25 protein-coding genes are annotated in these 19022 nt (G+C 70.0%); 7 read left to right on the plus strand and 18 right to left on the minus strand.

The features are described from left to right. A partial coding sequence (locus VO99_RS31025; RefSeq protein ID WP_198157068.1) for a serine hydrolase domain-containing protein occupies positions 1–919 on the plus strand: 919 nt, incomplete at its 5' end. 6 nt (positions 920–925) lie between these two features. On the opposite strand, the gene fliR is transcribed toward VO99_RS31025, so the two are convergent. The 13 genes from fliR to fliF all read right to left on the minus strand — a co-directional run bounded on the left by fliR (position 926) and on the right by fliF (position 12213). Further along, positions 926–1687, minus strand: a complete 762-nt coding sequence (fliR, locus tag VO99_RS25535; protein WP_046115784.1) for a flagellar biosynthetic protein FliR — start codon at positions 1685–1687, stop codon at positions 926–928. After that, positions 1687–1956: a flagellar biosynthesis protein FliQ gene (gene fliQ, locus VO99_RS25540; RefSeq protein WP_046115785.1), complete on the minus strand. Its 270-nt coding sequence runs from the start codon at positions 1954–1956 to the stop codon at positions 1687–1689. Before fliQ ends, fliR begins: the two co-directional genes overlap by 1 nt. Positions 1957–1976: 20 nt before the next feature. Continuing rightward, positions 1977–2756, minus strand: coding sequence for a flagellar type III secretion system pore protein FliP (fliP, locus tag VO99_RS25545; RefSeq protein ID WP_083440929.1), 780 nt, complete (start codon positions 2754–2756; stop codon positions 1977–1979). After that, positions 2746–3135 (minus strand): FliO/MopB family protein, encoded by a 390-nt coding sequence (locus tag VO99_RS25550; protein WP_046115786.1) that lies wholly within the window; start codon positions 3133–3135, stop codon positions 2746–2748. The genes fliP and VO99_RS25550 overlap by 11 nt, the downstream gene beginning before the upstream one ends. A gap of 18 nt (positions 3136–3153) precedes the next feature. Next, positions 3154–3606 (minus strand): flagellar motor switch protein FliN, encoded by a 453-nt coding sequence (fliN, locus tag VO99_RS25555; protein WP_046115787.1) that lies wholly within the window; start codon positions 3604–3606, stop codon positions 3154–3156. Beyond that, a complete protein-coding gene (gene fliM / locus VO99_RS25560; protein ID WP_046115788.1) occupies positions 3596–4600 on the minus strand; it encodes a flagellar motor switch protein FliM in 1005 nt (334 codons plus the stop codon). The genes fliN and fliM overlap by 11 nt, the downstream gene beginning before the upstream one ends. A gap of 212 nt (positions 4601–4812) precedes the next feature. Next, positions 4813–5415, minus strand: coding sequence for a flagellar basal body-associated FliL family protein (locus VO99_RS25565; RefSeq protein WP_046115789.1), 603 nt, complete (start codon positions 5413–5415; stop codon positions 4813–4815). 171 nt (positions 5416–5586) lie between these two features. Beyond that, positions 5587–6804 (minus strand): flagellar hook-length control protein FliK, encoded by a 1218-nt coding sequence (locus VO99_RS25570; RefSeq protein ID WP_046115790.1) that lies wholly within the window; start codon positions 6802–6804, stop codon positions 5587–5589. A gap of 31 nt (positions 6805–6835) precedes the next feature. Continuing rightward, positions 6836–7288, minus strand: a complete 453-nt coding sequence (fliJ, locus tag VO99_RS25575; protein ID WP_052736626.1) for a flagellar export protein FliJ — start codon at positions 7286–7288, stop codon at positions 6836–6838. A 5-nt stretch (positions 7289–7293) separates the two neighbouring features. Next, positions 7294–8694 (minus strand): flagellar protein export ATPase FliI, encoded by a 1401-nt coding sequence (gene fliI / locus VO99_RS25580; protein ID WP_046115791.1) that lies wholly within the window; start codon positions 8692–8694, stop codon positions 7294–7296. A 2-nt stretch (positions 8695–8696) separates the two neighbouring features. Further along, positions 8697–9476: a FliH/SctL family protein gene (locus VO99_RS25585; protein WP_046115792.1), complete on the minus strand. Its 780-nt coding sequence runs from the start codon at positions 9474–9476 to the stop codon at positions 8697–8699. Further along, the gene (fliG, locus tag VO99_RS25590) at positions 9460–10464 is read right to left on the minus strand and encodes a flagellar motor switch protein FliG (protein WP_046115793.1); all 1005 of its coding nucleotides are present in this window, start codon (positions 10462–10464) and stop codon (positions 9460–9462) included. The genes VO99_RS25585 and fliG overlap by 17 nt, the downstream gene beginning before the upstream one ends. 30 nt (positions 10465–10494) lie before the next feature. Then, on the minus strand, positions 10495–12213 hold the full coding sequence (fliF, locus tag VO99_RS25595) for a flagellar basal-body MS-ring/collar protein FliF (protein ID WP_052736627.1): 1719 nt from the start codon (positions 12211–12213) through the stop codon (positions 10495–10497). Between the two features lie 176 nt (positions 12214–12389). On the opposite strand from fliF, the gene fliE reads away from it, so the two are divergent. Next, entirely contained in the window at positions 12390–12713 is a 324-nt protein-coding gene (fliE, locus tag VO99_RS25600; RefSeq protein ID WP_046115817.1) for a flagellar hook-basal body complex protein FliE, read from the plus strand. Here the strand turns inward: fliE and VO99_RS25605 are convergent. The 5 genes from VO99_RS25605 to VO99_RS25625 are packed head-to-tail and all read right to left on the minus strand — an operon-like array spanning position 12694 to position 14615. Then, the gene (locus VO99_RS25605; RefSeq protein WP_046115794.1) at positions 12694–13104 is read right to left on the minus strand and encodes a cupin domain-containing protein; all 411 of its coding nucleotides are present in this window, start codon (positions 13102–13104) and stop codon (positions 12694–12696) included. The genes fliE and VO99_RS25605 overlap by 20 nt on opposite strands. Positions 13105–13118: 14 nt before the next feature. Next, positions 13119–13520, minus strand: a complete 402-nt coding sequence (locus VO99_RS25610; protein ID WP_046115795.1) for a DUF488 domain-containing protein — start codon at positions 13518–13520, stop codon at positions 13119–13121. 20 nt (positions 13521–13540) lie between these two features. Next, a complete protein-coding gene (gene gloA2 / locus VO99_RS25615; RefSeq protein WP_046115796.1) occupies positions 13541–13957 on the minus strand; it encodes an SMU1112c/YaeR family gloxylase I-like metalloprotein in 417 nt (138 codons plus the stop codon). A 6-nt stretch (positions 13958–13963) separates the two neighbouring features. Continuing rightward, positions 13964–14284: a hypothetical protein gene (locus VO99_RS25620; protein WP_046115797.1), complete on the minus strand. Its 321-nt coding sequence runs from the start codon at positions 14282–14284 to the stop codon at positions 13964–13966. Positions 14285–14339: 55 nt separating this feature from the next. Further along, a complete protein-coding gene (locus VO99_RS25625; protein ID WP_046115798.1) occupies positions 14340–14615 on the minus strand; it encodes a DUF2164 domain-containing protein in 276 nt (91 codons plus the stop codon). A gap of 393 nt (positions 14616–15008) precedes the next feature. On the opposite strand from VO99_RS25625, the gene VO99_RS32030 reads away from it, so the two are divergent. The 5 genes from VO99_RS32030 to VO99_RS25645 all read left to right on the plus strand — a co-directional run bounded on the left by VO99_RS32030 (position 15009) and on the right by VO99_RS25645 (position 19012). After that, the gene (locus tag VO99_RS32030) at positions 15009–15275 is read left to right on the plus strand and encodes a DUF2917 domain-containing protein (RefSeq protein ID WP_375136420.1); all 267 of its coding nucleotides are present in this window, start codon (positions 15009–15011) and stop codon (positions 15273–15275) included. Positions 15276–15289: 14 nt separating this feature from the next. Then, complete coding sequence (locus VO99_RS25630) at positions 15290–16219, plus strand: LysR substrate-binding domain-containing protein (protein ID WP_046115818.1); 930 nt, start codon at positions 15290–15292, stop codon at positions 16217–16219. Positions 16220–16347: 128 nt separating this feature from the next. After that, positions 16348–17130 carry a flagellar basal-body rod protein FlgG gene (gene flgG, locus VO99_RS25635; RefSeq protein ID WP_046115799.1) on the plus strand — a complete coding sequence of 261 codons (783 nt, stop codon included), beginning with the start codon at positions 16348–16350 and terminating at the stop codon, positions 17128–17130. Beyond that, on the plus strand, positions 17130–17831 hold the full coding sequence (locus VO99_RS25640; protein WP_046115800.1) for a flagellar basal body L-ring protein FlgH: 702 nt from the start codon (positions 17130–17132) through the stop codon (positions 17829–17831). Before flgG ends, VO99_RS25640 begins: the two co-directional genes overlap by 1 nt. A 47-nt stretch (positions 17832–17878) precedes the next feature. After that, complete coding sequence (locus VO99_RS25645) at positions 17879–19012, plus strand: flagellar basal body P-ring protein FlgI (protein WP_046115801.1); 1134 nt, start codon at positions 17879–17881, stop codon at positions 19010–19012. Positions 19013–19022 lie beyond the last annotated feature (10 nt).

Below are 19022 nucleotides of genomic sequence, written 5' to 3' on the forward strand. Positions count from 1 at the left end.
GATACAACCTATTGAAGCTTCACAGCTAGGCGGCGTCTCAGCCCATGCGGACCGTGCAGGCGATCTGCGGCCGAGCCTTCAGCAACTGGCCAGCCGTCACGGCATTTGTGCTGCCACGTTCGCCCTGATCCGGCACCGCGAACTGGTGTCGGTCGACACGGGGCAGGGCTGTGGTGCAGAGCGGGCGCTGAGTGCCGACGCGGTCTTCCAGGCCGCTTCCTTGAGCAAGCCGGTTTTTGCATATGCGGTGCTGACGCTGGTCCGGCAGGGCCGGCTGAGGCTGGATGACCCGATCTCCATGCATCTGCCTGACGGTGCGGTGCACCGGGCGGCACCCCATCGGCCCACCGGTTGGACGGACCATGTTCCTGCATGGCGCCTGAGCGGAATCACCGTGCGCATGGCGTTGAACCACACCTCCGGATTGCCGAACTGGGCCACGCCGGCGCTGAACGGCCTGCGCGTCGATGGCGCGTTGGCGGATGGCACCGCCTTGGCGCCGCTGCAGTTTGAACAGGCGCTCTCGGCATTCAGCCTGCAGACCACGGCCCGGGACTACGGCGCCTTCGTGGCCGCGCTGCTGAAGGATGACAGCATGCTGCAGCAGATCGTCGAGCGGCCCGTGCCCATGGCGCCCGGGCTCGGTGTTCGCTGGGGCCTGGGCTGGGGATTGGCGCAGGGGCCGGCTGGCGACCTGCTCTGGCATTGGGGCAACAACCCCGGCTATCGAAGCTTCGTGATGGCCTCGCCCGCCAGCGGCGACGCCCTGGTGCTGTTCGCCGCTCAGGACGGCGGATTGGTGCTGGCGAGGCCATTGGCGGAAGCCGTGTTCCCAGGCCTGCATCCGCTGTTCCGCCTGCCGCTGCTGCGCGACGGCTTGGACAGCCTGCTGTGCGAGATCGTCGATCTCTGTGGCTGAATCGACTTACTGAAACCGCTCCAGCATCCTCTCCAGCGCCATCGTGAACGGCGCCTCCATCATCGGCAGCGTGAGCACGATGCCGATCAGGCCCACGCCCAGCGTGATGGGGAACCCGATCGCGAAGATGTTGAGCTGGGCCGCCACGCGCGAGATGAGGCCCAGCACCAGGTTGACGAACAGCATCATGCCGACGATGGGCATGGCGATCCACAGGCCGATGGAGAAGACCTCGGTGCCCCACGCTTCGGGCCGCATCGCGCGGATGAAGGCAAACGGCTCCGGCCCGGCGGGGAACACCCGGAAGCTTTGCACCACCGCGTCGATGATGAGCAGGTGGCCGCCGATGACGATGAACATCCACGACACCATGATGCCGAAGAAGCGGCTCACCGCCGTGGCCTGGCCGCCGGTGGCGGGGTCGAAGAAGCCGGCCAGGTTCAGGCCCATCTGCAGGCCGATCAGCTCGCCCGCGAATTCCACCGCCGCAAAGACGATGCGCACCGCAAAGCCCAGCGTCAGGCCGATGACGACCTGCTGCGCCACCAGCATGAAGCCCACGCCCGAATCCAGCGGCACCTGCGGCATCTCGGGCAATGCGGCCTGTGCACAGAACGCGATCAGGAAGGCCAGCGCCACCCGCACCCGCGCCGGCACCGTGCGCTGGCCGATCACCGGCAGTGCCGAGAACAGCGCCAGCACGCGCAGGAAAGGCCACAGCAGCGGCGTGACCCACGCCAGCAGCTGCGCCTCGGTGAACTGGACCATCAGCCCACCGCGGTAGGAATCGACAGCAGCGTGCGCTGGAGAAATTCAACCAGCGTTGTCATCATCCACGGGCCGGCCACGGCCAGCACCGCCACCGCGGCCACGATCTTGGGCACGAAGGTGAGCGTGGCCTCGTTGATCTGCGTGGCCGCCTGGAACACGCTGACCAGCAGGCCCACCACCAGCACGGCCAGCAGCATCGGCGCCGAAACGATCAGCAGCATGTGCAAGGCCTGCTGGCCCACGGTGAAGACTTGTTGGGAATTCATGGTCGGTCTCGGTGGTCGGGTCAGGTGGCGAAGGAAGCCGCCAGCGAACCCAGCAGCAGGTTCCAGCCGTCGGCCAGCACGAACAGCATCAGCTTGAAGGGCAGGGCCACCAGCACCGGGCTCAGCATCATCATGCCCAGCGACATCAGCACGCTGGCCACCACCATGTCGATGATGAGGAAGGGCACGAAGATCAGGAAGCCGATCTGGAAGGCGCTCTTCAGCTCGCTGGTGACGAAGGCCGGCACCAGCACCTTCAGCGGCACGTCCTCGCCCTTCACGCCTTCGGGCAGTTTGGCCAGCTTGGAGAACAGCTGCACGTCGGACTGGCGCGTCTGCTTGAGCATGAACTCGCGCATCGGCACCTCGGCCCGCTGCAGCGCCTGCTCGAACGGGATCTGCCCGGCCGAGTAGGGCTGGTAGGCCTGCTCGTACACCTTGTCGAAGGTGGGGCCCATCACGAAGAAGGTGAGGAACAGCGACAGCCCGATGACCACCTGGTTGGGCGGCGCGGCCTGCGTGCCCAGCGCCTGGCGCAGCAGGCCCAGCACGATGACGATGCGGGTGAAGCCCGTCATCATCAGCAGCACCGCCGGCAGGAACGAAAGCGCGGTGAAGAACAGCAGCGTCTGGATGGGCACCGAATAGCTGGCGCCGCCCGCGCCCTGGCCCACCAGCAGCGGCAGGCTGCCCGGGGCCACCGGCGTGCCCGCCTGCTGGGCTAAAGCCAGTGCAGGCAGCGCCGAAAACACCGACAAGCCCAGGATGCGCAGCCCGCGCATCACGCGGTCAGAAGACATCGCCATGGCCTGGGCCATCCTTCGGTGCGCCCTTGGACAGGCCATGGGGCGACAGCCGTGCCATCAGCTGCGCGAAGGGCGCGGCCACCTGGCCGGCGGCCGGCGAGGCGGGCGCATCGGCCTGCGGCGCCATGGTGTACAGCGTGGTGATGCTCTGCGGCGTGGCGCCCAGCACCAGCCAGCGGCGTTCCTCGCCCTGGCCCACTTCCACGGTGACGATGCGCTGGTTCTGTGCGATGGAAATCGAAGCGATCGTGCGCATCGGCGCGGGGCCGAGGGCCGCCTGGCCCATCGGGCTGCGCTTGAGCAGCCACAAGGCCACCGGGATCAGCGCCAGCACGGCGATGAACCACAGCAGCGCGGAGAGGGACGTGTTCATTCGGTGTCTTGCAGGGGGTCAGTTGGCGCGGCTCAGCCGGCGCATGCGCTCGCTGGGCGTGACGATGTCGGTCAGGCGGATGCCGAACTTGTCGTTCACCACCACCACCTCGCCCTGGGCGATCAGGTAGCCGTTGACCAGCACGTCCATCGGCTCGCCGGCCAGCGCGTCCAGCTCCACCACCGAGCCCTGGGCCAGCTGCAGGATGTGCTTGATGGGAATGCGCGTGCGGCCCAGCTCCACGGTGAGCTGCACCGGGATGTCCAGGATCATGTTGATGTCGTTGCCGACACCGGTGAGCTGCGGCGTGGCCGACGAGAAGTTGGTGAACTGCGGCGCGGCCACCTGCTCGGCCGCGCCCGTCACCTCGGTGGCGGCGGGGCTGGGCGCGCTGGTGGATTCGGCCAGGGCGGCAGCCCACTCGGCGGCCATCGCGTCTTCTTCTGAGGTGTTGGGCGTGTCATTGGGCATTCTGATCTCCCAGCCAGCTCAGGTTGGAGCTGGAAATGAGTCGGTCGACCTTGATGGCGTACTTGCCGTTCGAGATGCCGTAGTGGCAATCGAGCACGGGCACGCCGTCCACCTTGGCCTGGATCTGTTGCTTGATGTCGAGCTCGATGAAGTCGCCGGGCTTGAAGCTCAGCAGCTGCTCGACGGTGGCGCCGGCATGGGCCAGCTCGGCCACCAGTTCCACCTCGGCGCTCTGGATCTGCTGCTTCAGCAGGTTGATCCAGCGCTTGTCGGGTTCGTTGGAGTCGCCCTGGATGGTGCTGTAGAGCACGTCGCGGATGGGCTCCAGCGTGGAGTAGGGGATGCAGAAGTGCACCGAGCCGGTGGTGTCGCCGATCTCCAGCGTGAAGCTGGTGGCCACCACGATCTCGCTGGGCGTGGCGATGTTGGCGAACTGCGGCTGCATCTCCGAGCGCTGGTAGTCCAGCTCCAGCGGATAGATGCCGACCCAGGCCTTGCGGTATTCCTCGATGATCACCTCGACCATGCGCAGGATCACGCGCTGCTCGGTCGGCGAGAAGTCGCGGCCTTCGATGCGGGTGTGGTACTTGCCGCCGCCGCCGAACAGGGCGTCGATCACGGCGAACACCAGGTTCGGGTCGCACACGATCAGGCCCGAGCCGCGCAGCGGCCGCACGCTGACGATGTTGAAGTTCGTCGGCACCACGATCTCGCGCAGGAAGGCGCTGTACTTCTGCACCTTGATGCCGCCGATGGACACTTCGGGGCTGCGGCGGATCAGGTTGAACAGGCCCACCCGCACGTTGCGTGCGAATCGCTCGTTGATGATCTCCATCGTGGGCATGCGCCCACGCACGATGCGCTCTTGACTAGACAAGTCATAGTCGCGCACGCCGCCCTGCGGCACATCTTCCTGCTCGAGCTTCTGGCTCTCGCCGGTGATGCCTTGCAGCAGTGCATCGACTTCGTCTTGCGAAAGGATCTGCTGGTTCATGCCAAGCGATCAGAGGAGGTAGGCGGTGTGCAGCGCCACGCGGTTGACCGGTGCCCACCCTCGCTGCCGCGCCGACAGCGTGGAGAAACGGGGTGCCGAAGCCACCACAAGCCCGCGGTGGCGGAAAGAACGCGAAACCCGCCGCCGGGCCGCCCCAAGGCGGGTTTCGGCCCCCGCGGGGGGCTGGCGCCGAAGGCGACTGGGGGCTGACATCACTGGATGATGAAGTTGGAGAAATGCACGGCCGAGATGGGCAGCACCTGCTGCGCCCGCTTCTTCTTTTTCTTCTTCGGCTTGTCCTCGTCAGCCGCCTCGTCGTCCTCTTCGTCGATCTCGTAGCCCAGCGCGCGCGAGGCTTCGCGGCGGATCTGCTCCGCGAGCTTTTCCTTGCCCTCGCGGTCCAGCAGCTGGGCCGCAGTCTTCTGCGCCAGCAGCAACAGGATGTTGTTGCGGATGGCCGGCATGTAGGCCTTCAGCGCATCGGGCAGCTTGGGGTCGTCCACTTCCAGCGTGATGCCAATCTGTGCATAACGCTCGGCGTCGCGGTCGGCCAGGTTCACGGTGAACGGGTCCAGCGGCACGAAGGTGGGGGCGTTCTTCGGGTCCAGGCTGTGCTGCACCTTCTTCTCGGCCTTGGGCGCGGGGGCGGCGGCCTCCTCGCCTTCCTCGGCCTCGGCATGCGGCTTCTTCAGCAGGAAGAACGCGGCGGCGCCGCCGCCCAGCACCAGCAGCAGCACGGACGCGATGATGATGATCAGCTTCTTGTTGCCCTTCTTGGGCGCGGGTGCGGCGTCGGTGGCGGCAGCGGCTGACATGCAGGCTCCTTGCAAACTCGGGCTGCGAAGGACGACGCCCTTCGCACAACTTGAGTGCAATTATTCGAGCCGGGGGGTAGGGCCGATGCCGTGAAAAGCGCCCGGTTTGGCGTGCAGACCGGACCGGGGCGAGCCCCGCGCCGAGCCCGCCGAAGCCGTGCCTGGCGCCGCTCAGGCCACCAGGTCGACCACGCCGCGGGCCGCGCGCAGCGGCTGGGCGGGCGGCAGCAGGGCCGCGTCGTCGGTGCCCGGCGTGCCATCGGCGCCGCGGCCGCCGCCGCCCTGGCGCGGGTGGCCGCCCTGGCCGTCACCGGCCTGGGCGAACACGCCGCCGCCGGCCAGCGTGAAGCCGCCGGCGCTCAGCGCGGCGGCCAGGTCGGGCAGGCTGGTTTCCAGCGCGGCACGGGTGGCAGCCAGGTCGGCGCCGAAGTTCACATGGGCCTGCGTGCCGTTCAGCTCGATCTGTACCGAGATCGGGCCCATCTCGGCCGGGTTGAGCTCCAGCCGCGCTTCCTGGATGCCGTCGCGCACCAGCAGGCTGAGCTGTGCGCCCAGCGCGGGTGCGAAGGCCGGTGAATCGAGCGCCGCGGCCAGGTGGGCGGTGAACGGCGAGGCCGGGCCGGCGGCTTCGGCCGGCGCGCTGGTTGCGGTGGGCGTGGTGCCCTCGGCGGCCGCCAGTGCACGGGCGGCATCGGCGGCCGGGGCGGTGGCCTCGCTGCGCTGTGCCGCGGGGGCGGCAGCGGCTTCGGCCTTGCCGGCGGCCTCGGCCAGCGCGCTGGCGAAGCGTCCTGCAGCCTCGGCCGCGCCGGCGGCGCCATGGCCTGCATCGGCCGTGCCGGCGGCGGCGCCGGCATCGGCCACGGTGTCCTTGCCTTCGGCCCGGGCGTCGGTCAGGCCTGGGCGGGCGGCGGCGGCAGCCGCCACGCCGGGTGCGGCGCCGCGGCGGCCGCCGGGGCCGCCGTTCTCGGCCTGGCCGTCGGTGCCGCGGCCCCGGGCCAGGCGCTCGGCACCGCCGGGCAGCAGGCTGGCCAGCCAGCCTGCGGGATCGTCGGTGGCGGCATCGGCCTGGGCGGCGCCGTCCTGCGACTCGCCCTCGGGTGCGGCGGCTTCGGTGTTGGCGGGTCCTGCCGGCGTGGCGGCCGGCCGTGCCTCGGCCGCACGCGGCGTGGCGGCCTCGCGGGCCAGCCGGTCCTGGGCTTCACGGGCGCTGGCTGCGCGCTGGGCCGCCATCGCCTTGGCCGACTGCGCCTGCTGCAGCTGCCGCGCGAAGCCGTCGGGCGCCTCGTCGGCCGCGGTGGGCGCACCGGCCTGGCCGTTGCCGGCCTGGGGCGCGCGCGGTGCGGGCTGCACGGTGGGCAGGGCGGTGGGCAGCGCGGCGGTGTTCAGCATGGCGGTGGGGCGGTGCAGGGGTGGAGGAATGTCAGACGGCCTCGGCCGGGCGCCAGGCGGCGCGGGCAGCGGCTTCGTCGGTCTGTTTCTGGTCGCGGCGCTCGGCGGCGCGCAGGGCTTCGGCCTGGCGGCGCTCGATCAGCTTGCGCACCGAGGCCACGCGGATCTCCTGCGCGGTGAGGGCCTCTCGGGCACGCTGCACCTGGGTCTCGGCATGCGTGGCCACGCGCGCCTGCTGGGCGATGGCTTCTTCCAGCCGCTGCGCGAAGTCCTGGTAGCAGCGCACGATGTCCATGGTGCCGGCGGTGCGGAACTGGCTGGCCCAGCGGCGGTGGTAGTCGTCGCGGTAGGCATGCAGCTGCTCGGCCTGCTGGCGCGCGGCCTGGGCACGGGCCTGGGCCTGCTGCAGCGCGCTGATGAGGTTGTCGCGCTCGGTGGTCTCGCGCTCCAGCAGCACGGCCAGGGCCTGGATGTTGTCGCTCATCTAGCTCAGCCTCCCAACTGCGCCAGCTGGCGGCGGCTGGCCTCCAGGCTGGCCTGCTCGTGCATGCCCTGCTGCAGCAGCGAGACCATGGCCGGATGGCAGCGCACCGCCAGGTCCAGCTCCTGGTCGTGGCCGGGGGCATAGGCGCCCAGCTGGATCAGGTCGCGTGCCTTGTTGTACTTGGCCAGCAGCTGGCGGCCGCGGCGGGCGGCGTCGATGTGGTCCTTGGAGGCCACGGCCGTCATCACGCGGGAGATGGACTTTTCCACGTCGATGGCCGGGTAGTGGCCGGCCTCGGCCAGCTCGCGCGACAGCACGATGTGGCCGTCCAGGATGCCGCGTGCCGCATCGGCAATCGGGTCCTGCTGGTCGTCGCCCTCGCTCAGCACGGTGTAGAAGGCGGTGATCGAGCCCACGCCGTTCAGGCCGTTGCCCGAGCGTTCCACCAGCTGCGGCAGCTTGGCGAAGCAGCTGGGCGGGTAACCCTTGGTGGCCGGCGGCTCGCCGATGGCCAGGGCGATCTCGCGCTGCGCCATCGCATAGCGGGTCAGGCTGTCCATCAGCAGCAGCACATGCTGGCCGCGGTCGCGGAAGTGCTCGGCAATGGCGGTGGCATAGGTGGCGCCCTGCATGCGCACCAGCGGCGGCGCATCGGCCGGCGCGGCCACCACCACCGAGCGGCGGATGCCTTCCTCGCCCAGGATGTCCTCGATGAATTCCTTGACTTCGCGGCCGCGCTCGCCGATCAGCCCCACCACGATCACGTCGGCCTGGGTGTAGCGGGCCATCATGCCCAGCAGCACCGACTTGCCCACGCCGGTGCCGGCAAACAGGCCGATGCGCTGGCCGCGGCCCACGGTCAGCATCGCGTTGATGGCGCGCACGCCGGTGTCCAGCGGCTGGCGCACCGGGTCGCGGTCCATTGCATTGATCGGGCGGCGCACCATCGGCTCGGTGTGCACCTCGCCCAGCGGGCCCTTGCGGTCCATGGGGTGGCCGTGCGAATCGACCACGCGGCCCAGCAGGCCGTCGCCCATCGGCAAATGCAGGCCGCGGTCCTCGCTGCGGCGCCAGGGGCGGTTTTCCACGCCCAGCTTGGGCGGCACGCGCGGCGCGGCACGCGGCACCACGCGGGCGCCGCTGGCCAGGCCGTGCAGCTCGCCGGTGGGCATGAGGAAGGCGCGGTCGCCGTTGAAGCCCACCACCTCGGCCAGCACCGGCGGCTGGCCTTCCATGCGCACCTCGCACACCGAGCCCACCGGCGCGCGCACGCCCGCGGCTTCCAGCACCAGGCCGGTGACACGCACCAGCGCGCCTTCGGAATCCAGCGGCAACGGTGCCGCGGCAAAGGCCTGCAGGTCGGCCTGGAAGCGCGACCACTTCTCGGCCCGGCTCATGGCGGGCATGTTCACGCCTTGTCCTCGTAGGGCATGTCCTGGCCCAGCACCGCCGCGGCCTGGGTCCAGCGGGTGTCGATGCGCGCATCGATGCGGCCGACGTCGGATTCGATCAGGCAACCGCCGCGCTGCATCTGGGCCGACGGCATCAGCCGCGCGCCGCGGGCTTCCAGCGCCTCGGCCGCACCGGCAGCCACCAGCGGCAGGTCGTCGGGGTGCACGAACACGCGGATGTGGCGGGCCGACAGCAGCACCGCATTCACCGCCTCCTCGGCCACGCGGGCCACCAGCTCGGGCCGTGCGGCCACCTCGGCACGCACCACCTGGCGGGCCAGCTGGGTGGCGGTGGCGGCCACGGTGACGGCCAGCTCGGCTTCCAGCGTGTCGATCTGCGCATTGAAGGCGGAAACCAGCTGGCCGATCTGCGCGGCCATCTGCTGGGCGAAGCTCTGCTTGAAGCCTTCCAGCGCCACCAGGCCGTCGCGGTAGCCGTCCTGGTAGCCGCCCTGGCGGGCCTCGGCCACCGCGGCCTGCACCTCCTCCAGCGTGGGGCCGGCGGGCGCGGCCGGCTCGGCCTCGGGCATCGGCTCCGGCTCGGGCGGCGGCGGTGCCGGCTCGGGCGCGCGGCGCAGGCTGGCGGGGATCTCGTTGAAATCGTCGCCGAAGCTGTCGGGCCGCCAGGCCGCGAAGCCCTGCAGCTCCTCGCGCGGGATGAAGCGTGCGTAGGCCGAGGCCGAGCGGTTGCCGCCGGCCGGCGGACGCGGCAGGTCGTCCTTAGACGAAATCGTCATCGCCCGCGCCTCCCAGCACGATCTGGCCTTCGTCCGCCAGGCGGCGCACGATCTTCAGCAGTTCCTTCTGCTCGGCTTCCACTTCCGACAGCCGCACCGGGCCGCGGCCTTCCAGGTCTTCGCGCAGCGTCTCGGCGGCGCGGCTGGACATGTTGCGGAAGATCTTCTCGCGCAGCTCGGCCGAGGCGCCCTTGAGCGCGATCACCAGCGATTCGCTCTGCACTTCCTTCAGCAGCGTCTGGATGCCCTTGTCGTCCACCTTGTCCAGGTCGTCGAAGGTGAACATGTTGTCCATGATCTTCTGCGCCAGGTCGCCGTCGGATTCGCGGATGTAGTCCAGCGCCGAGGTCTCCACCGCCGAGCCCAGCATGTTGATGATCTCGGCCGCGGCCTTGATGCCGCCCAGGTTGGCCTTGCGGGTGCGCTCACCGCCGGCCAGCACCTTGCTCAGCACCTCGTTTAGGTCCTTCATGGCCGAAGGCTGGATGCCGTCCAGCGTGGCGATGCGGATCAGCACCTCGTTGCGCTGGCGCTCGGTGAAGCACTTGAGCACCGAGCTGGCCTGGTCGAAGTCCAGGTGCACCAGGATGGCGGCCACGATCTGCGGATGCTCGTTGCGCAGCAGCTCGGCCACGCTCAGCGCGTCCATCCACTTCAGGCTCTCGATGCCGCTGGTGTCGCCGCCCTGCAGGATGCGGTCGATCAGCAGGTTGGCGCGGTCCTCGCCCAGCGCCTTGCGCAGCACCGCCTTCACGTACTCGTCGTTGTCGGGCACCAGCATCTGGTGGTCGCCGGCGGTCGCGGTGAACTTGCTCAGCACCGCCTCCAGGCGCTCGCGCGGCACTGTCTTCATCTTGGCGATGGTCTCGCCCAGCTTCTGCACTTCCTTCGGGGCCAGGTGCTTGAACACCTCGGCCGCCTCCTCCTCGCCCAGCGACATCAGGAGGATGGCCGCGTCTTCCGCGCCCTCGTCTTCTTCCTTGGCCATGACTGCTTTGTCCTAAGGTTGTCGTCTTCTTCAGGCCGGCTCGCCGGTCATCCAGCCGCGCACGATGTTGGCCACCACCAGCGGGTTGTCGCGCGCCAGCTGGCGGGCCAGTTCCAGCTTCTCCAGCGACTTGGGCGCCTCCAGGGCCACCACCGCGTCGCTGCCCGGCAGCGCCAGCGGATCGTCGGCCACCGCTTCCAGCTGCTGGCCGGCTTCCTCGGGCTGCGGCTCGGGCGGGCGGGCCGCCTTGAGCGCCGGGCGCACCAGGCCGAACACGATGATCAGCGCCACCAGGGCCAGCGACAGCGGCACCGCGCCGGTCTTCAGCAGCTCGCGCACCTCCTGCTGCTTCCACAGCGGGATGTCTTCCTCTTCCTTGGGCGGCTCCACGCGGAAGGGCGCGTTGATGAGCTTGACCGAGTCGCCGCGCTCCTTGTTGAAGCCGATGCTCTCCTGCACCAGCTGGGTGAGCTTGTCGAGTTCTTCCTGCGTCAGCGGCACCGTCTGGGTCTTGCCCTTGGCGTCGGTGCTGCTGCGATGGTTGACCACCACGGCGGCCGTCAGCCGCTTGACGGTGCCGCTGGCGCCGCGGGTCACGCGCACCGTCTTGTCCACCTCGTAGTTGGTGACGTTCTCGCGGCGCAGCTGGTTGTTGCCGCCGGCGCCGGTCTGCGCGCCCTGCATGGCCTGCGAGGCCCCGTTGATCGGCGCATTGGCCGCCACCGGCGGCTGGTTGGTGGCCGCGCCCGGCACGCCGCTGGGCAGGGCCGGCGTGCCGGCGGTGGATTCCAAGCTCTGCTGGCTGCGCACCGCGGCGGCGGCGTCGGGGCCCTGGTTGGGGCGGAACTGCTCGGAGGTGGATTCGCTCTGCGAGAAGTCCAGTTCGGCGGTGACGTTGGCGCGCAGGTTGTCGCGGCCCACCACCGGCTCCAGGATGTCGGTCACGCGCTTGAGGTAGATCGCCTCGATCTGCTGGATGCGCTTGAGCTGCTGCTCGTCCAGGCTCTGGCCGCTGCCGTCGGGGGCGTCGGACAGCAGCGCGCCGGTCTGGTCCAGCACGCTCACCGCCTTGGGATTGAGCTCGGGCACCGACGACGACACCAGGTGCACGATGCCGGCGATCTGCGAACGGTCCAGCGTGCGGCCGGGGTGCAGCGTCAGCAGGATGGAGGCCGAGGGCTTCTGCTGCTCGCGGAAGAAGCCGTTCTGGTTGGGCAGCGCCAGGTGCACGCGGGCGTTTTCCACCGAGCCCAGGGCCAGGATGGAGCGGGTGAGCTCGCCTTCCAGGCCGCGCTGGAAGGTCAGGCGTTCCTGGAACTGCGTCTGGCCGAAGCGGGCGTTGTCCATCAGCTCGAAGCCGACGACCGAGCCTTTGGGCAGGCCGGCGGTGGCCAGCTTCAGGCGGATGTCGTGCACCTTGTCGGCCGGCACCAGGATGGCGTTGCCGCCCTCGGTGAAGCGGTAGGGCACGTTCATGGTGGACAGCTGGGCCACCACGGCGCCGCCGTCCTTCTCGCTCAGGTTGGCGAACAGCACCTTGTAGTCGTCGGGCTTGTTCCACAGCAGCAGGGCCACCAGCACCGCCACCAGGCCGGCCGCTGCGGCGCCCAGCATCACCTTGGACTTCATCGGCATGGCCACCAGCCGGGCCAGCGGCGTGGCGGGCGCGGCCGCCACGGCCACGGCGGCGCCGTCGGGGGTGGTGGGGGCCAGGGCCTGGTTGGGGAGGGGGGCGAGGGCGGTGTCCATGCAAGGGCGGTTCGAGCGTGGCGCCATTGTTCGGCGCCACCCCGCCCGGCTATAGGGGGAACAGTGCAGCAAACCGGCGCCAAATCGCACCACCGTGAGGCAGCGTGACAACCTACATTGGCTGCCATGGCAAGGTTCCCCCACCTGTGCCCGCCCTGCCGCCCGAGACCCACACCATGGAACTCAAGCTCAAGCCCTTCGACTTCGCGCAAGCCGCCGCCCGTGCCGGGCTGCAGACGGACGGCCAGCCCCTGCGCGCGCCCAAGGTGGCCGAGGGCGGTGGCTTCCAGGCCGAGATGACCCGTGCACTGAAGGCGGTGAGCGCCCAGCAGGGCGAGGCCCGGCGCCTGCAGCAGGAAGTGCAGCTGGACAACCCCACGGTGAGCCTGGAGCAGACCATGGTGGCCATGCAGAAGGCGCAGATCGGCTTCCAGGCCGCGCTGACGGTGCGCGGCCGCCTGGTGCAGGCCTACTCCGAGATCATGAACATGTCGGTGTGACGTCGGACGGCGGCGGCACGTAGGGCGCCACCTTGTCCTGCTCGGCCGCGTCGTTGCGGGCCACCACGGCCCGCGCGGGTTCCGTCTCGCTCAGGTTCACCGCCTCATGCGGCACGCCGGGCGGAATGAACAGGAAGTCGCCGGCCCGGCTCACCACCTCGTGCTCCAGCGCCGGCCCCCAGCGGGTGAGCACGCTGCCCTCCAGCACGAAGATGCCCGTCTCGTAGCCCACGTGCACATGCGGCTGCGCCCGCGCGCCGGGCGGGATCACCACCAGGTGCATCGACAGCCCGGTGGCCCCCACCGTCTGGCCGGAGATGCCGATGAAGTAGGGCAGGCGCTGGGTGGTGAGCACCGGGTGGTCGGGGGTGATGGGGCGGACGGTGGCCATGCGGTACTCCTTGCTCAGGGCGTGCCCGGCGGCGCCACGTCGGCGCCCGCCTCCTGCAGCAGCAGCCGCAGCAGCGAGCGATGGCAGCGGGCTTCGTTCTCGCAATAACAGCCTACCGAAAAGCTGGCGCCGTGCGACATCGTGGCCAGCAGGCCGAGGGCGTGGCGGGCTTCGGGCCGGGCCATCTCGGCGCGATAGCGGCGGGCGAAGGCGGCCCACTCGGCCTCGGTGGTGGCGGCCAGGGCGGCCTTCACCGCTTCCGCGCTGGGGGCCAGCGTCGGGAACCACACGTCGTACCAGTCCTGCGCCGCGAACTGCGCCTTGGGCACGCCGCGCGGCGGCCGGCGCACCGTGCCGATGCGCGTGCCCTCGCCGGGTTGGCGCGCGCTGCCGAGGCGGACGATGTGCACGGGCATGGCGGCTGCTGCTTGCTTGTTCAGGCCTGCGGCGCTGCCTCGTACAGCTCCAGCGGCAGGCCGTCGGGGTCGGCGAAGAAGACGAAGCGGCGCTGGGTGTATTCGTCCACCCGCACCGGCTCCACCGCCACGCCCTGGGCTTCCAGCGCGGCCTTGCAGGCGGCCACGTCGTCCACCTCGAAGGCCAGGTGGCGCAGGCCTTGCGCCTCCGGGTACGAAGGCCGCGGTGGCGCGCCGGGGAAGGAGAACAGCTCCACCTGCGAGCCATCGGGCAGCGCCAGGTCCAGCTTGTACGACTGGCGGGCGGCGCGGTAGTGCTCGGCCACCACGGCCAGGCCCAGCACCTGGGTATAGAAGTGCCTGGAGCGTGCGTAGTCGGCGCAGATGATGGCTGCGTGGTGGATGCGGCGCAGCGACAGCGGGGTGGCGGTCGTCATGGCGGGTCAGGCCGGGTCGGGCCGGTTGGCCGGCGGCACCACGCCGGCCTTGCTGGCGGCGCCCACGTTGTCCTCGATGGCCATGTGCAGCCGGGCCACGGCCTCGGCCTCACCCTTGAGGGCATAGGTGTCGTGGCCGCAGGCGGGGCAGTGGGCGGTGAAGGCGGCCTCGATGCCATCGAGCCCGGCAATGTCCATCGGCGACATCTCGGTCAGCCGCGCCTGGCAGTTGTTGCAGGTGATGAACTTGGGCCGCAGGGCCATCTGCCGGTCGATGGCGGCGGCCTTGCGTTGCTCGGGGGTGCCGCGGAGGCGGGCTTGGCCCATGGGGGGTCCTGGTGGGTGGGAGGGTAGAGATGGTACGCATCGTGCGCGCCTGCGCTCACCGCCGCTTGCGCGCCGCCTGGTCGTACTTCCGCCAGTACCCGAACGCCTGCTCGTGCACCTCGATGTCCAGCTCGGCCACGCGCAGCTGCATGCGCTCCTGCACGTCGGCCACTGCCTGGTTGTAGATCGCGGGGCCGATCTCCTCCAGGAAGTAGCCCAGCAGCCCGCCGGCGGCGATGTTGCCGATGGGCTCGTCCATGTTCTCGCGGAAGTAGCGCTCGATGGAAGCGATGGCTTGCTGGCGCGCTTCCTTGTTCAGCTCGATGGGCATGGGGCGGGTCCGGCGGTGGGGGCAGGGGCGATGTTGCTCGGGTGGCGGCGGGTTGTCTAGACAGGTCACCGCGTATCGCGGTCGAGCGCGCCTGTAGGCGGTCCACACGCGGCGGCTATGGTCGACGGCTTGCCGCATGCTTGTGTCAGCCGACCGACATCTGCGCTCAGGGTCCGTGCACCGCAGACCGTATCCCTGGCCCCGCCAATGCCGTCCGGCCAGTGCGGTGCTCGCATTCCCCGCACGCATGCCCGCATTCCCAATCGTTGCTTGATCGCACCTCAAGGGTCGCGTGGAATGGCTTGCATGTTGCAGCTCCATGTTCCGCTTCGCGCATGCTTCGCCACCTTGGGGCGCTGGGCCTTCGGCTCTGCCAGGTGGTCTCACCCGGCAATGCCTTCATCGCTTGTGGTTGTCGAGCCGGGTAGGCCGGTGCGGCTGGTGTGCCCGGCCGACGTCACCGTCACGTGCGTCGCCGGCATCGCCTGGATCACCACGGCGCGTGACACACGCGACGTCGTTCTCGCGCAAGGTGACCGGCATCTGGCAGCGCACCGTGCACGCCTTTTCATCAACGGCATGCCGGGCTGTGTGCTGCGTGTGGAACGGCAGCGCCCGGCACCAGGAATGGTCCGCTGTGCTACAAGAAGTGCCCGTTGATCCGCCACCCCGGCATGTCGATCCCGCTGGCCCAGCTGTCGTACCTCGACCTTCTTCGCGGCTTCGTGGCAGTCGGCCGCCGCATGAGCATCACGGCGGCAGCGCAGGATCTGCACTTGACGCAGTCTGCCGTCAGTCGGCAGGTCATTGCACTGGAAGAACGGCTGGGCGTGCCGTTGCTGATCCGCGGCTATCGGTCGATCGGCCTGACGCCGGCCGGCGAGCAGTTGTTTCGTGAGGCCGACGCAGCCTTGCAGCAGTTGCAGGACGTGGTGGGCGACCTGCAGCCTGGGCAGGCGCACCGTCCGGTCCGCGTGACGGCCAGCGTGGGGGTGACCGGCCTGTGGTTGCTGCCGCGGCTCAAGGCCTTCCAGCAGCGGCATCCCGGTGTGGATCTGCGCATCTCTGCGGACAACCGGGTGCTTGATCTGCGCCACCAGGGCATCGACCTGGCCATTCGCTACAGCGCCCCGGCGGCGGCGGTGCCAGGCAGCACCCGCCTGTTCGGCCACCGCATCGCGCCCGTGGCGTCTCCGTCGCTTGGCTTGGGTCGGCTGCCGCCGGCGGAATGGATGGCGCGCTGCACGCTGCTGGACTTCGACGATGCCACCTATCCCTGGCTGCGATGGTCGCATTGGCTCTCCACTCATGGCGGCGAGCGGGTGCTCCGGCGGAGCACCCAATCGTTCAACCAGTACGACCAGGTCGTGCAAGCTGCGCTCGACGGGCAGGGCGTTGCGCTGGGGCGGCTGGAGTTGATGCAGGGCTTGCTGGACGACGGCCTGCTTGAGGCGTTGGCGCCTGCGGAGGCGGGAGGCGACGCGGCGCATGGCTACTGGCTGATACGGGTCGACGACCGGCCCCGTGCGGACGTGCGGAAGGTCGCTGGCTGGATCGAGGACGAGGCGCGGGCCACACAGGCCATGCAGCACACCGCGGACTGAACCGCGGCGCGGCGCGGGGTGGCCGGGGCCACACCCGCCCGAAACAACCCCCTTCTCCCCCTCTTTTCCCGCCGCCGCCGCCCTCAAGTCCGGCGGAAGATGGCCACCGAGACTCCCGGGAGCCCTGCATGATTCGATCCCTCTGGATCGCCAAGACCGGCATGGAAGCCCAGCAGATGCAGCTGGACAACGTGTCGCACAACCTGGCCAACGCCTCGACCAACGGCTACAAGCGCCAGCACGCCGTGTTCGAGGACCTGATGTACCAGAACCTGCGCCAGGTGGGCGCGGCCAATGGGGAAGGGGCCCAGCTGCCCACCGGCCTGCAGGTGGGCCTGGGGGTGCGCACCGTGGCCACCTCGCGCAACTTCGGCCAGGGCAACCTGCAGCAGACGCAGAACAACCTCGACCTGGCGGTCAAGGGCAACGGCTTCTTCCAGATCCAGCTGCCCGACGGCACCACCGGCTACACCCGCGACGGCGCCTTCAAGGTCGACGCCAACGGCACCGTGGTCACCAACAACGGCTTCGTGCTGCAGCCCGGCATCACCGTGCCGGCCAACGCCACCGCGCTCACCATCTCGCAGGACGGCACCGTCAGTGCCACCGTGCCGGGCCAGGTGGCGCCGCAGAACCTGGGCCAGCTGCAGCTGGCAAACTTCATCAACCCGCCGGGGCTGGAGCCGCTGGGCGGCAACCTCTATGCCGAGACCGCCGCGTCGGGTGCGCCCAATGCCGGCGCGCCGGGCACCGATGGCCTGGGCACGGTGCAGCAGGGCTTCGTGGAGACCAGCAACGTGAACGTGGTGGAAGAGCTGGTGGCCATGATCGCCACCCAGCGCGCCTACGAGCTCAATTCCAAGGCCATCAGCACCTCCGATCAGATGCTGGCCAAGTTGGGGCAGCTGTGATGTCGAACCGCCTTCGCGCCCTCGCCCTGCGCCTGCTGCTGCTGCCGGCCGCGGCCGTGCTGTTCACCGGCTGCGCCGCGATCAACGACTACCGCGTGCCGCCCGTGGACATCAACGCGCCGCCGCCGGTGCTGCCCGCATCGCCGCCGCAGCCCATGGCCACCAACGGCGCGATCTTCCAGCAGGCCGGTTACCGGCCGCTGTTCGAGGACCACCGCGCCCGCCTGGCCGGCGACGTGCTCACGGTGCAGATCGTGGAGAAGGTGAGCGCCAGCCAGAGCTCCAACAGCAGCCTGGACAAGAGCGGCTCGGTGGAAGCCGGCGTCACCGCCATTCCGCTGCTGTCGAACAAGGCGCTGGCGCGTGCCAGCGCGGCGGGCAGCGGCTCCAACACCTTCGCCGGCAAGGGCTCCACCGACGCCAGCAACGACTTCTCCGGCACCATCACCGCCATCGTCAGCGGCGTGCTGCCCAACGGCCACCTGCTGATCACCGGCGAGAAGCAGATCGGCGTCAATGCCAACGTGGACGTGCTGCGCTTCTCGGGCCAGGTGGACCCGCGCGCCATCCGCGCGGGCAACACCGTGCAGAGCACCCAGATCGCCAACGTGCGCGTGGAGCACCGTGGCAAGGGCCAGCAGGCCGATGCCCAGGTGATGGGCTGGCTGGGCCGTGTCTTCCTCAGCGTGCTGCCCATCTGATGCCTGCCATGAACCTGAGCTTCCCCCGCAGCCACCGGAGCCGCCCGATGGACCCCAACCACCGTGCAGTACGAGTGATCATCGCCGTGGCCGTGGTGGCCGCCAGCGCCGCGCTGTGGTGGCCAGCCTCGGCCCATGCCGCGCGCATCAAGGAAGTGGCCGCGGTGCAGGGCGTGCGGGCCAACCAGCTGGTGGGCTACGGCCTGGTGGTGGGCCTGGACGGCACCGGCGACCAGACAACTCAGACGCCCTTCACCACGCAAAGCCTGAACGCCATGCTGCAGCAGATGGGCGTGACGGTGCCGCCCGGCACCGCCATGCAGCTGAAGAACGTGGCCGCGGTGATGGTCACGGCCAGCCTGCCGCCGTTCGCGCAGCCGGGCCAGGCCATCGACGTCAACGTGTCGTCGATGGGCAATGCCAAGAGCCTGCGCGGCGGCACGCTGATCGCCACGCCGCTCAAGGGTGCGGACGGCCAGATCTACGCGCTGGCGCAGGGCAACCTGATCGTGGGTGGCGCCGGTGCCTCGGCCGGCGGCTCCAAGGTGCAGATCAACCACCTGTCGGCCGGCCGCGTGCCCGAAGGCGCGACGGTGGAACGTGCCGTGGCCACGCCGCTGTCGCAGACCGGCGACTTCATCCAGCTCGACCTCAACAGCGCCGACTTCGCCACCGCGCGCGAGGTGGCCAAGGCCATCAACAAGGCCAAGGGCGAGGGCATCGCCCAGGCACTCGACGGCCGCGTGGTGCGCGTGCGCACGCCGCAGGACGCCAATGCCCGCGTGGGCTTCCTGGCCGACATCGAGAACCTCTCGCTCGACCTGGCCAAGCCGGCCGCCAAGGTGGTGCTCAATGCCCGCACCGGCTCCATCGTGATGAACGAGGCGGTGACGCTGTCGGCCTGCGCGGTGGCGCACGGCAGCCTCTCGGTCACGATCAACACCACCCCGGTGGTGAGCCAGCCCAATGCCTTTGCCGGCGGCGAGACCGTGGCCGCGCAGAAGAGCGACATCGCCATCACCCAGCAGGGCGGCGCGCTGGTGCAGATGCCCGCCGGCACCAAGCTGGCCGACGTGGTGAAGGCGCTGAATGCGCTGGGCGCCACGCCGCAAGACCTGCTGGCCATCCTGCAGGCGATGAAGTCGGCCGGCGCGCTGAATGCCGAACTCGAAGTGATCTGACGAAAGCCGC

The sequence above is a fragment of the Aquincola tertiaricarbonis genome (genome assembly GCF_000969605.1).
GTDB lineage: Bacteria > Pseudomonadota > Gammaproteobacteria > Burkholderiales > Burkholderiaceae_C > Aquincola > Aquincola tertiaricarbonis.